General features: G+C 56.6%; 13 protein-coding genes. 8 read left to right on the forward strand and 5 right to left on the reverse strand.

The genetic code is table 11. The features are described from left to right. Positions 1-14: 14 nt before the first annotated feature. Together GRI58_RS06455 and GRI58_RS06460 are read left to right on the forward strand one after the other, a co-directional pair. Positions 15-1,862 (forward strand): monovalent cation:proton antiporter-2 (CPA2) family protein, encoded by a 1,848-nt coding sequence (locus GRI58_RS06455; RefSeq protein WP_160752770.1) that lies wholly within the window; start codon positions 15-17, stop codon positions 1,860-1,862. A gap of 87 nt (positions 1,863-1,949) precedes the next feature. Beyond that, positions 1,950-2,096 (forward strand): hypothetical protein, encoded by a 147-nt coding sequence (locus tag GRI58_RS06460; protein WP_160752771.1) that lies wholly within the window; start codon positions 1,950-1,952, stop codon positions 2,094-2,096. A 691-nt stretch (positions 2,097-2,787) separates the two neighbouring features. On the opposite strand, the gene GRI58_RS06465 is transcribed toward GRI58_RS06460, so the two are convergent. Both GRI58_RS06465 and GRI58_RS06470 read right to left on the reverse strand, forming a co-directional pair. Beyond that, positions 2,788-3,183, reverse strand: coding sequence for a hypothetical protein (locus tag GRI58_RS06465; protein ID WP_160752772.1), 396 nt, complete (start codon positions 3,181-3,183; stop codon positions 2,788-2,790). Positions 3,184-3,332: 149 nt separating this feature from the next. Continuing rightward, complete coding sequence (locus GRI58_RS06470; protein ID WP_160752773.1) at positions 3,333-3,965, reverse strand: tyrosine-type recombinase/integrase; 633 nt, start codon at positions 3,963-3,965, stop codon at positions 3,333-3,335. 386 nt (positions 3,966-4,351) lie between these two features. Here GRI58_RS06470 and GRI58_RS06480 point away from each other — a divergent pair, with 386 nt between their 5' ends. The 4 genes from GRI58_RS06480 to GRI58_RS06495 all read left to right on the forward strand — a co-directional run bounded on the left by GRI58_RS06480 (position 4,352) and on the right by GRI58_RS06495 (position 7,806). Next, a complete protein-coding gene (locus tag GRI58_RS06480) occupies positions 4,352-5,704 on the forward strand; it encodes an MBL fold metallo-hydrolase (protein WP_160752774.1) in 1,353 nt (450 codons plus the stop codon). A gap of 517 nt (positions 5,705-6,221) precedes the next feature. Beyond that, the gene (locus tag GRI58_RS06485; RefSeq protein ID WP_160752775.1) at positions 6,222-6,530 is read left to right on the forward strand and encodes a serine protease family protein; all 309 of its coding nucleotides are present in this window, start codon (positions 6,222-6,224) and stop codon (positions 6,528-6,530) included. Positions 6,531-6,581: 51 nt separating this feature from the next. Then, the gene (locus tag GRI58_RS06490) at positions 6,582-7,133 is read left to right on the forward strand and encodes a trypsin-like serine protease (RefSeq protein ID WP_160752776.1); all 552 of its coding nucleotides are present in this window, start codon (positions 6,582-6,584) and stop codon (positions 7,131-7,133) included. A gap of 331 nt (positions 7,134-7,464) precedes the next feature. Then, positions 7,465-7,806, forward strand: a complete 342-nt coding sequence (locus tag GRI58_RS06495) for a hypothetical protein (protein ID WP_160752777.1) — start codon at positions 7,465-7,467, stop codon at positions 7,804-7,806. 175 nt (positions 7,807-7,981) lie between these two features. Here the strand turns inward: GRI58_RS06495 and GRI58_RS06500 are convergent, their stop codons facing one another. The 3 genes from GRI58_RS06500 to GRI58_RS06510 form a co-directional block, all read right to left on the reverse strand. Then, a complete protein-coding gene (locus GRI58_RS06500; protein ID WP_337190905.1) occupies positions 7,982-8,488 on the reverse strand; it encodes a c-type cytochrome in 507 nt (168 codons plus the stop codon). Between the two features lie 119 nt (positions 8,489-8,607). Then, complete coding sequence (locus GRI58_RS06505; protein ID WP_202386849.1) at positions 8,608-10,926, reverse strand: copper-transporting P-type ATPase; 2,319 nt, start codon at positions 10,924-10,926, stop codon at positions 8,608-8,610. A 167-nt stretch (positions 10,927-11,093) separates the two neighbouring features. Continuing rightward, positions 11,094-11,390: a hypothetical protein gene (locus GRI58_RS06510; RefSeq protein WP_160752779.1), complete on the reverse strand. Its 297-nt coding sequence runs from the start codon at positions 11,388-11,390 to the stop codon at positions 11,094-11,096. Between the two features lie 274 nt (positions 11,391-11,664). Here GRI58_RS06510 and GRI58_RS06515 point away from each other — a divergent pair, with 274 nt between their 5' ends. Both GRI58_RS06515 and GRI58_RS06520 read left to right on the forward strand, forming a co-directional pair. Then, a complete protein-coding gene (locus tag GRI58_RS06515; protein ID WP_160752780.1) occupies positions 11,665-11,949 on the forward strand; it encodes a hypothetical protein in 285 nt (94 codons plus the stop codon). Then, positions 11,946-12,386 (forward strand): periplasmic heavy metal sensor, encoded by a 441-nt coding sequence (locus GRI58_RS06520; RefSeq protein WP_160752781.1) that lies wholly within the window; start codon positions 11,946-11,948, stop codon positions 12,384-12,386. Before GRI58_RS06515 ends, GRI58_RS06520 begins: the two co-directional genes overlap by 4 nt. The last annotated feature ends 6 nt before the right edge of the window (positions 12,387-12,392 follow it).

Consider the following 12,392-nt stretch of genomic DNA (forward strand, 5'->3'; position numbering starts at 1 on the left):
AGGGGGAAGGCGATATGACCGGGTTCCTGATCCTCGCCTTCCTCATCCTATTGGCAGGCGTGGTTGCCGTGCCGCTTGCCACGCGGTTCGGGCTTGGCTCGGTGCTGGGCTATCTGCTGGCCGGGATGGCCATCAGCCCGCTCCTCAGTGCGTTGAGAGTCAACGTCGAAGCCTTGCAGAGTTTTGCCGAATTCGGCGTGGTGATGATGCTGTTCATAATCGGGCTGGAGCTTGAGCCCAAGAAGCTTTGGGCCATGCGGCGGCGGCTGATCGGGCTGGGCGGCGGGCAGGTCGTGCTGACGACGCTGGTGCTGGCAGGCATCGTGCTCGCCTATGGCGTCCGCTGGGAAACGGCGCTCGCGATCGGGATGATCCTCGCGGTGTCCTCGACCGCCATCGTGCTGCAATCGCTGGAAGAAAAGGGCATGCTCAAGAGCGACGGCGGCGAGGCTAGCTTCTCCGTGTTGCTAATGCAGGATGTCGCGGTCATCCCGATGCTGGCGATCCTGCCACTGCTGGCGGTCGGTGGAGTAGGCACTGGAGCGGCAAGCGCCGGGCATGGCGATGAACTCAATCTCGTCGCCAACCTGCCCACCTGGCTCTCCGGTGTGGTCACGTTGGCCGCAATCGGCCTGGTGGTTTTCGTCGGAGCCTATCTGGTGCGCCCGGTGTTCCGCTTCATCGCTATGGCACAGCTGCGCGAGCTGTTCACCGCAGTCGCCTTGGTGTTCGTAATCGGGATCGCCCTGCTTATGAGCTTCGTGGGCTTATCGCCCGCACTGGGCACCTTCCTTGCGGGAGTGGTGCTGGCCAACAGCGAATACCGCCACGAGCTAGAATCCGACATTGGCCCATTCAAGGGCCTGCTGCTCGGCGTGTTCTTCATCACGGTTGGCGCAGGGATCAACTTCCCGCTCGCCATGGAGCATTTCGGGGAAGTGCTGTTCTGGGCCGCATTGCTGATTACCGCCAAGATCGCGGTGCTGCTGGTCATCGCCCGTTTTGCCGGGATCAGGCGGCAGATGGCCTGGCTCTTTGCGCTCAGCCTCGCCCAGGCCGGTGAATTCGCGTTCGTCCTGATCAGTTTTGCCGTCGGCAACCGGGTGTTTGGACAGGACACAGCCGATATGCTGCTGCTGGTGGTGTCGCTGACCATGCTGACGACCCCACTGCTGTTCATCCTCTATGACAAGGTCATTGCCCGCGCCTATTGCGGCGGCAAGGAGCCTGTCGCCGACGCAATCGACGAGGAAAACCCGGTGATCGTCGCCGGGCGAGGGCGCGTCGGTGGCATTGTCGCGCGTATGCTCCAGGCTGCGGGTTTCGCCATCACCGTGATCGATTACGATTCGGAGCATCTCGAACTGGTCCGCAAGCTCGGTTACCGCACCTATTTCGGCGATGCGACCCGGCCGGACCTGCTCCATGCCGCAGGGATCAATCACGCGAGACTGCTGGTCGTCGCGCTGGATGAGCGTGAGCAAATCGACAAGCTGGTCAAATATGCAGTCGCCAATTGCCCCAATCTGCATGTGCTAGCGCGCGCCAAGGACCGCAATCATGTTTATGAACTGTGGAGCTATGGTTGCCGCGATATCGTGCGCGAAACCTATGACAGCTCGCTACGCATGGGCCGCTCGGCATTCGAGGCGCTTGGCATCGACCATCAGCAGGCAATGGCGATGAGCGATGCCTTCGAGGAAATGGATCGCACCTCGATGCGCGAGGTCGCGAACCTTTATGACGCCAACGTCCCGCCCTCTCGCAACGAACCGCTACTCGCCAAGGTGCGCGAGTTGCGACAGGAATGGGACCCCGTGCTGAGGGCGCAGATGGAGGATATCATCCACCGCACGCGGTGACCGCCCCGTCTCGTTACGTCTCGGCGGTCGATGAGGGGCAAGGAACCGCAATGACTTGTTTGGCTTATCCTTCTCAGGAGAGAGCCAATGGAATTTGAAATCAAGGACGATCCGCAAGGGGTGCCTGACCTTCCAGACGGCGACCGCGATGGCGGTCTGGAAGAAGACCTCGCCGTACTGCGCAAATCTGCAAGGCAAGAGGAGATGGATATGAAGGAAACCGCCCCATCTTGAAATTGGCGGACAGGGTGGACTTGATAAGTCACAACCTAATGAATTGAAATAATTTTATTATCAATCTGTCGCTAAACCAGTTCCCACACTAGGGACCACACACACGAGCCAGATACCAATTTTCCAGCATGTTTTGTCTGCCAGAATCGGCCTATCTTGTCCATGCTTATGCGTGCCCAATTGTTGATGGTTAGCTAGGTGCTCCTCTACCAAGCAGCTGTTCCGCAGTGGCAGCAAGTGGGCCGTCTTCTGACTGTCCGGTTCCGACCGGAAAAATTGAAAAAGCTGCCGCTCGATCGTGTCGATGACTCGGTCAACAGCCCCAACATAGCGGACGCAAGAGAGCCTGGAGGCCCCCTCCCAAAGCAGACCACACAGTGACCTGAGCCTAGGCCAAGCGCAGCCCCTCCCGCCGTTTGCGAGTAATCCAATCACGAGCTTGGTCGAGAAATGTGGAGATTGAGCCGTCGCTGTTGTGAGTGGTAAAACCTCCTGCCTCCCGCATCAAAGGGTGGGTATAAGGATCATCTATCCGGCAAAGACGAGCGGCTCCATCTAGATCATCCGTCATGATGCGAAGACAAATAGCCAAAGCTCGGTGCTGCCCGCGAAGATGCTCTTCGTCGGGCAGCATGGCGAGCATCGATGCTGTGGAGATGCTTTGAAGTACCTCGGCGGCTCGTTGACTGCACTAGCCAACAACCTCGGTCACAAGCGGCCGCACTTGCATTTTGTCCAGCCCAACGTGATCCTCCGTAAATGGCGAACGCAGCACCCATGCGCCGGTTGCGCGAAAAGATAATGGCAGCGCTTCATTCTCGATCAGGCCCACGATCTCCCAAAACAGTGGGTCCAATGCCATCGGCTTCACCGTCATGCGGACAAGTGCGCCGCGCTCCCAAAGCGGGGACGGCAGTATGCTAATGAACCAGTCCCTAGTCTGCTGGACAACCTCGCCGCGAGCGAAACGCCAACCAGCGGCCCGTGACATAACTTTCAGCGCGGCGTCAAAGTCTTTGCCACGCTGCTTCGCCGCTTTTTGCTGTTCCCGCGTCAGTTTGGCAGGCCACACTGGCAGATCGCTCATGTCGCCGATCTGCCATAGCGAACGTCTGTTATCTACAGCATTCGGCCGGAGCCGGCCTGTCCACTCCCCCCGACACGTCGGTCAATCAGCGCATTTGCGAGACAACCTGAAAGCGGTCGATCAGCACTGCCGAGCGACCGCTTCGTCGTCTAGATTTCAGTTCGCTCAGCTAAGAGCAAAGCGTCCTCGACATCGACCCCAAGGTACCGCACCGTGTTCTCGATCTTCGAATGACCAAGCAAGATCTGGATGGCGCGGATGTTGCCGGTAGCGCGATAGATCATGGCTGCCTTCGTTCGGCGAAGCGAGTGCGTACCGTATTCCGCCTTGCGCAGCCCGATCGCCGTGACCCACTCATCGACCAGCCGAGCATACTGTCGCGTGCTCATATGGCCCGCTGGGTCAACACGACTGGGGAACAGATAGTCGGTCGTAGAGCCGCCTCGGCGTTCGAGCCATGCTAGCAGTGTGGCTCGAACGTCGCAGGTGATTTCGAACTGCACCGGCCTGCTGGTCTTCTGCTGGATGACGGTTGCTCGATTGCGGATGTCGACACCCGCAAACACGTCGCCGATCTTGATTTTCACCAGATCGCAGCCCCGCAGCTTGCTGTCGATCGCAAGATCAAAAAGAGCCTTGTCCCTCAATCGGCCTTCGCGATCGAGATGAAAGCGGATCGCCCAGATCTGCTTCTGCGTCAGCGGACGCTTGGTGCCGACATTCTTACCAGCATTCCAAGCCGGACGACGCCGCGTGGCTGTATCAAAACGTGAGTATCCCATTGCATTTCTCCTCGGTCCCAATGACCGATGAGGTAACGCCCAGAATGTCGCTGCTTGGGCCGGTTGCTGACTGTCCGGTCTCAGGTGACCAACTGGGGAATGCCGACATTCCGATGAATCAATTGCTTTGGTGGGTCTTGCCGACATAGCGGTCTTCCAGTGTTTCGATCTGGATCGTCGTAAGCGGCCATTCGTTCAGCGAGATTATGCGACATCCCTCCCTCGGTTTCCAACGAAGACGACAAAACCCGCTTACCACAGGGCTTCACCACTCTACGCCCATATCTGCGAACGGTGAAAATGGATTGAGCGGAATACCTCATCGAATCTTTTGAAAGCGGGATCGGTTCGCGCCGGTCCTGCTTTTACTATCTGAAGGAGGCACCATGCTGCTCGAAAAAATCAAGACGCCGGGCCTGTCCCACCTGTCCTACATCATCGGCTCAGGGGGCAAGGCCGCTGTCATCGATCCACGCCGCGATTGTGAGTGCTATGTCGACATGGCGCGTGCTGAGGGGCTGGAGATCACGCACATCTTCGAAACCCATCGCAATGAGGATCTCGTGTCCGGTGCTCCAATCCTCAAGGAGTTGACCGGAGCGCGCGTTCTTCATGGTCCAAATGCTGCCGGAGCTGTCGAATACGCTGACACTGCCCGCGAAGGCGATGAGTTCGACATGGGCCAGCTGAAAATCAAGGTGCTGGAGACTCCGGGGCACACGGACGACCATCTTGCTTTCGTGCTTCACGACACGGCCTATCCCGATGGACCGGTCGGTGTGTTCACCGGAGACGCACTGTTTGTCGGCGATGTCGGTCGCACAGATTTTTACCCCGATCGCAAGCGCGAGGTCGCTGGTTTGCTCTACGATTCCCTGCAGAAGATCCTGGCTCTCGGGGATCACGTCATACTCTACCCTGCACACGGGGCAGGTTCGGTCTGTGGTTCGGGCATGGCCGAGCGCGAATTCTCAACGCTCGGACACGAGCGCGCAAACAATCCGCGCCTGCAGTTCGAGAGCCGGGACGCCTTCATCGATTTCAAGGTCGGGGAAAACCACTACCAGCCTCCCTATTTTCGGCTGATGGAGCGCCTCAATCTGGAGGGTGGCGATGCCGCACCTCGGACCTTACGGCCCAAGCGCCTGTCACTAACCGAATTGGGCGATATCGACGTCGATCATCTTGTTGACGTGCGCGAGCCGCTTGCCTTTGCTTCCGGCCATCTTCCCGGATCGATGAATCTGCCTGTCGGCATGATTTCCGCGTTTGCGGGATGGTTTATCCGCGAAGGCGAGAGCGTGGCGCTTGTCGCTTCGAACGAAGATCAGCTCAAAGCTGCCACGATGCATCTCGTGCGGATTGCGCTGGACAATATAGTGGGCGGATATGTCGGCGTCGTGCCCGCCGCTGCGCAGGGTAGGATGATGCTGACTATTCCGATGATAGGGAGCGATGAAGTCGAGCGTCGACTACGAGATGACGAAGATGGCTGGGCGCTACTCGACGTGAGGGATGCTGACGAACGCTCTCAGGGCGCTATTGAGGGTTCCCAACACATTTACGTTGGCGAACTTAACGACCGCTATCGCGAGCTCGATCCTGGTGGGCACTACACGCTCATGTGTGCCAGCGGAATGCGGGCGACCGTCGCCGCGGGATGGCTTGGCAGCAAGGGGTTCGAGAGACTGGATGTCTACCTTGGCTCGATGGGTGCCTGGAGGGCAACCCATAACTGAGTCTGTCGGTGCGACAGAATTTTGGAACGGTCGTTATGATACCAAAGACTCTGTCTTTGGTACCGAACCAAATGCCTTTTTGATAAACTATGTGTTGACCGTTCGTGAGTTTGGCATCCTTGCTACCCAATTCGCATTCAACATCGTCTCGTTGGCGGCGCATATGGGGAATAGGCAAGTAAACTAATCTTTCTCATGCTGGTCGGTATCCGTTAGAACTTAATGCAAGTGAGCGGGCTGACTTTGCAGTTCGCGGGTGATGCATCATTTCTGATGATGCCGCCGAGCATATTATCGATTTAAGCGCTCATTCTTGCCCCCGAAATCAGGTGACGCAAAATATGCATGCCAAGCAGATTCCCAATCTCAGTTGTTCGTTTCAAGCATTCATTCCGCTTCGTTAACGCATCGATTACGCGCAAAGTTTGACTTACTGTATTGCATCCATAATACGGCAAATCAACTGCCGGCTAACTGATAATCAGAAAGCGGCAATTGCCGAGAAGGACAGCTTACGATGCCACCGAAACTCAAGTTTTTTGTAATCGGGGCATTGGGGATATGTTCGGTTCTTTCAGCGCCGGCCTCGGCCATTGTCAGGCGGAACGACGTTAGCGACACACGCTATCGGGTCGATCCGCAGGCGATACCGGCTTTGGCAGACCTGCCTTATGAAGGGCATGGAACCTTGATCGCTCCGGCGTGGGTGGTCACTGCCGCCCATGCTGTGAGATATATGAAGGACCATCCGAAGGATTGGTTCGTCACGATTAACGGCAAACGTCGCGCGGTGGCTCGTATCATCCTTTACCCCGGCTATGAATAGTCCGCTTCAGCCTGGAAAGCGATGTTCAAACCCTTGTTCGACAAAAACAATGTGTTCGACGAAGCCGCCTGGATGAAGAAGTATAGTGTAGCAATGAGCGATTTGCGGGATATTGCACTTCTGGAGTTGAAGGCGCCGGTCTCAGATGTGAAACCGTTACCGTATTACACCGGCTCAGCCGAGATAGGTGCGGTCGCGGAAATCATCGGCAAGGGGGCCACCGGGACCGATTTGACCGGCGCGCCGGACAATGCCCCGCATCGCGGCGAACTTCGCGAGGCTGAGAACCGAATTACCGATGCCAATGGTCCATGGCTTCGGTATGTGTTCGATTGCGGTACGAACGCATTGCCGCTGGAAGGAGTTATCGCTGGTGGCGATAGCGGCGGGCCGGTTCTCATCAAGTTCGAAGGTAAATGGACACTGGTAGGCGTGACCCATGGTCTCGACGGATCGCTGGCAGATGTCAGGGCTGTTCGCGCGGGGACCTTTAAACAGGGTGTCTGCGGACAGACCTTTGCAAGTACGCGGATATCGTTCTTTGCGGAGTGGATCGCTCATTATCTCGATATGCCGGCAATTTCGAAGACCCCAATTCGATAGCTTCAGTGCCATTTGTGGTTGGCTCGCGATCCCCATGGATTGAGCCGAAGCCAGAGGCTTGCCAGCGCTCCCAACAGATCTCGATTGGGCTGGTTCGACCGTTGTCAAAAGCGCCGCGGCAGTCGTCGCCGACAAGAGCATATTTCGCGACTACGGATTAGCTTTCTAAGAGCTGCCATTCGCCCTGGCGCTCGCTTGCAACTACGGTTGGGCTGAACTCTAGAACGTGAATCTTCGCAATCGGTGCGCTTCTGCAATGTCTCTACGCCTGGTTGACAGGGCCATTGGTTAGTGTGTTATCTTTATAATACACATTGACCGGAGAGCCTAGGTGAATTTCGCAATCATGCTCGCAAGCGTTGCCGCCATATCATCCCTCACAGGCAATGCTGCCGGAGCGACATCAATGGTACCCTCTGGTGGTGTCGAGAAGTCAGCATGCACATTGGTCAATTCGGCCAAGGCGGGGGCTCTTGTAGACATCCCAATCCGCGTCATTGATGGCAGAGTATATGTGCAAGCCAGCGTGAACGGACAAGGTCCGTTCACATTTGCTGTCGATACGGGCGCAAGCGGGTTTGGTCGTGCCGACATGAAACTGGTCAGCAAGCTGCACCTGAAATTTTCCGGAGAAAGAAATTCATCCGACGGAGCGTCCATGTCGTGGGCCTAGGTCGTCCGAATAGAAACGCTGCGTCTATGCGGAGCGTACATGTCGGACGGTCGGGCAATCAGCCTTTGTGATGGCGAGACAAGTTCTACAATCTTCCGCTGATAAATGATTGTGGGCCGTTTCCAGACAGACGAGTTTTGGCACGATATAAGGGTGAGCGGACCATCAGCCAGAATCAGTGGTGATCGGATAGCGCCTTCATCATCTCGTCATGATCTTCGGGAGCTTTGGCAATAGCCTGCTGATATTGCTGCGTGGTCATTTTGGGGAGTTTCTGAAGAAACGCTACCATGTCCCAGATCAGCGGATCGGGATGGGTCTTGCCCCATGCCGGCATGGCGGTGAGCTTTACTCCGTGTTTGATGGTCCAGAACTGCTGCGCTGGCGTTAGATCGATGCCTTTTGCCAGTTCCGGAGCCCTGGGGTAAAGACCTTGAGCAATCTCGGTCTTCTCGACACCGGGGCCAAGATGGCAGGACTGGCACATTTCGCCATAGAGACCTGCGCCGGCGGCGATTCGTCCTGGGCTGGAAAGGTTGTCAGGAACTTTCACGGATCGTGCATGAACCGCGATCGAGCGGTCACGCAGGCTCTCGAGTAGCGCGTAAACAGGCCTGCTATGCGGCGCATCAGCCCCGATATTGTAGAACCCAAACCAAATGAAAGCGGCCACAAGCAACACCGCAAGCAGGACTGAAATCCCGACGAACCGAAGGCTTGGGAAATGATACCGAAATCGCGATTGTGGCATGCCTTATGTTCTCCGGTTCGAGTTGATAGTGTTGTTTCAGCTGCACTCAGTCAGAGCGTCAGTGATCGCAAGCGGAGGGAGTTCAAAATGACCGAGATCGATGATGCGCTCATGGCGAAGGCTGCGAACATTGGACTGATTAGAAGGCCAATTACCGGATATAGTACTCCAGCTGCGATCGGCACGCCGGCACCGTTGTAGATTAGCGCAAAGAACAGATTCTGACGGATGTTGCCCATCGTTGCCTGCGCTAGGCGGCGTGCACGCACGATACCGTCAAGATTACCACTTACGAGCGTTATTGCAGCACTTTCGATGGCAACATCGGCACCTGTTCCCATTGCTATACCGACATCAGCTTGCGCCAAAGCGGGAGCGTCGTTCACGCCATCACCCGCCATAGCAACTTTGGCTCCCTTGTTTTGGAGATCGCGAATGATCCGAGCCTTGTCTTCGGGAAGAACGTCGGCGCGGATCTCGTCAATCCCGAGTCGCGCGGCGATCGCTTTGGCTGTTCGCGCATTGTCACCTGTTGCCATAATAATGCGCAGCCCCAGCGAGTGAAGCGTTTTGAGGGCATCCGGCGTGGCTTCCTTTACCGGATCTGCCACGCTTAAAAGTCCCGCGATTCGGCCATCGATGGTCACGAACATCACAGTCTCGCCGGCATCGCGCCGGACATTAGCCTGTTCGACCAGGTCATTGTCGTGCAAGCCCATTTCTTCAAGCATGGCACTGTTACCTAGCGCGACAGTCCGTCCATTGACGGTTCCCTTGACACCCTTGCCGGTCAGAGCATCGAAGTCGCTGGCGTCCTCAAGAATGAGGCCTTGTTCGTTGGCTCCATCTACGATTGCCTCGGCAAGCGGGTGTTCCGAACCTCGCTCGAGCGAAGCTGCAAATCGCAGTATGTTATCATCGCTTTCATTGCCGTAGGCCACAACCGCCGTAAGACGTGGTCTGCCTTCGGTGAGTGTGCCAGTCTTGTCGACGATCAGCGTGTCGACTGTCTCGAAACGTTCGAGAGCCTCGGCATTCTTGATCAATACGCCCGCCTGCGCTCCGCGTCCGGTGGCCGTCATAATCGACATCGGCGTCGCGAGGCCCAATGCGCAAGGACAGGCAATGATAAGGACGGACACGGCCGCGATGAGCGCATAGGCGAGCGCAGGCGAAGGGCCAAAGATCGCCCAGTTAACAAACGCAAAAATGGCAACGCCGATGACGACCGGCACAAACCAACCCGCAATCTTGTCGGCATATTTCTGGATCGGGGCTCGCGATCTTTGCGCCGCAGCGACCATCTCCACGATCTGCGCAAGCATTGTGTCGGCGCCGACCCTCCGGGTTTCCATGATTAAACTCCCGGTTCCGTTGATCGTTGCTCCAGTAAGCGGATCACCCACAATCTTTTCTACCGGAAGAGGCTCGCCTGTAATCATGCTTTCGTCGACTGAGGAATGCCCGTCGACGACCACGCCATCGACCGGAACTTTCTCGCCGGGTCGGACACGCAAACGGTCTCCGACTGCGATCGTCTCCAGCGGCACCTGCTCTTCCTGTCCATCTTCGCCGATCCGGGTTGCTGTTTTGGCGGCGAGATCAAGCAGCGCACGAATAGCTTTTCCAGTGCCTTCGCGAGCGCGCAATTCCATCATTTGACCCAGGAGTACCAGAACGATGATAACCGCCGCCGCTTCGAAATAAACTCCCACATGGCCCTCAGCGTTACGGAAGCCGGATGGGAAAATGTTTGGCGCGAGTAATGCGACAATGCTGAAGACGAAGGCCGCGCTGACGCCCATCGCGATTAGCGAGAACATATTGAGGTTTCGAGTCCGGAATGATTTCCAACCCCGCACCATGAACGGCCATCCGCACCACAAGACCACCGGTGTGCCAAGCGCGAATTCGACCCATAACGCAGTGCGCTCGCCGAGGGCTTCGCGCGCCGCACCAAGTCCAATAAGCGGCCCCATCGAGAGGATCAGAAGCGGAACAGTTAAAACCGCACCGACCCAGAACCGCCTCGTGAAATCGACAAGTTCAGGATTGGGGCCATCGTCGATCATCGAGCCCGATTCCAGTTCCAGTACCATCCCGCAAATAGGACACGAACCGGCATAGGCCTGACGAACTTCCGGATGCATCGGACAGGTATAAATCGGCCCTGAATAACCTGCTGGCACTTGATCGTAACGACCATTGACTGACGCCAATCCCGAAGAGGTGGAGCGGCGGTACGGGGGGCTATGTCGCTCTTCCGACTTCTCTTCGCTATCGGCCACGAGGTGCATACCGCATTTCGGACAATCACCTGGCTCAGACTGTTCCACTTCAGGATGCATCGGACAGACATAGCTGGTCATGTGTTGCGCTCTCCCGGCATGCTGCCGAATACTGACGTCAATGAAGAAAGCAGGCCCGCTAGCCGACGCGGGTCTATCGATTGCAGGGGCCAGTTCGAAATTTTCAATCCACGAACGGGATTTGAACAATGGAACAGAGGCCCGCCGCGTCTAGCATCGGTGCCGTCCTACTGCGGCTGAGGGCTGGATTGCTCGGCACTCGGGTTTTCGGACGGCATTTTCATATGATCCATCTTCGATTGGGCCATCGTCGAGTGATCCATCATCATCTGGCAGGACATCTTTCCATCCTTGCCCTTCATCATCATGCCACGCATTTTCATTCCATGGTGCATCATTGTGCACGCTTGCGGCGTTTCAGATGGTCCAACGGACGGTTTAGAGGCCGGCACGGAATGCTCATTTTGAGCGATGGCTGGCACTGCAAACAGTGCAGCAGCTACAATTGAAGCAACGGTTTTCATTATGACTCTCCTTTTTTGCTGGATGTGCAAGGAATGCTTACGATGGCACTTGCTTCGACCGATGGCATAGTCGCGAGCTTAACTTCGATCCTCGCGAGCCCAAACTCTGAAAACTGATTTGCCCGCACTGCAAACCAACGTTCGGAGCACAGGGCACAACGGTTAGTAGTGCTCATGCACTCCATTACGCAGACCAGTTGGCTATCCCTCGGAAAATTTGAGGGGTATGCGAAAGACAGACGTACCTACGTCAAAAGGAGTAAGAGATATCGTAATGCTCGAAGAGGATGACCTCAATGACGCATTGACCGTTCTCGGGTCGGAACGAAACGCCGTGCTTCCGGACGGGTTCATGGATGGCGTGTGGCTTCTTGCCGGCCGCCTCGAAGAAGCTAAGCAGCGACGCAATCGGTCGGTTTTCTTCCTGGCAATGGCGATGATTGGACTAGGAGCAGGATTCGGCGTGACACAGGCACCTGCCAAAGCGCAAACGGCAGGCTACCAACTCGTTGAGGGCACCGATCTCTCGCCGGCGGCATTGTTGCACGTTCAACCATGAAGTTCGGCGGCCTCCATGTAATCCTGGCAGTACTTCTTGCAGCAGTGGCGGGTTGCGTTGGTGCGGTTATTGCCGGACACTGGCGCGATAGCGAAAAACCTCGCAGCTTGCATGCCTTCGTGCATCATGAACTCCACCTCGACACCCAACAAAATGCAAAGCTTGAACAGCTCGAAGCGAAGTTTGCCGTGCAAAAACGCCAACTCGATCTCTCCCTGCGTGCCGCCAACGCCAATTTGGGAGCAGCCATGAGCGAAGAGCATCAATACGGGCCCAAAGTCGCGGTCGCGATTGACCAGGTGCATGCGCGAATGGGTGACGTTCAGAAGGCAACGGTGAGACATGTGTTCGCCATGCGCGCTCTGCTCACTCCTGCTCAGCAGGAGCGCTTCGACCGCGAGGTAGCTGCCTCACTTACGGCCAAGCCTGGCGACTGATAGAAG

This window comes from Qipengyuania algicida, assembly GCF_009828025.1.
Lineage (GTDB): Bacteria > Pseudomonadota > Alphaproteobacteria > Sphingomonadales > Sphingomonadaceae > Qipengyuania > Qipengyuania algicida.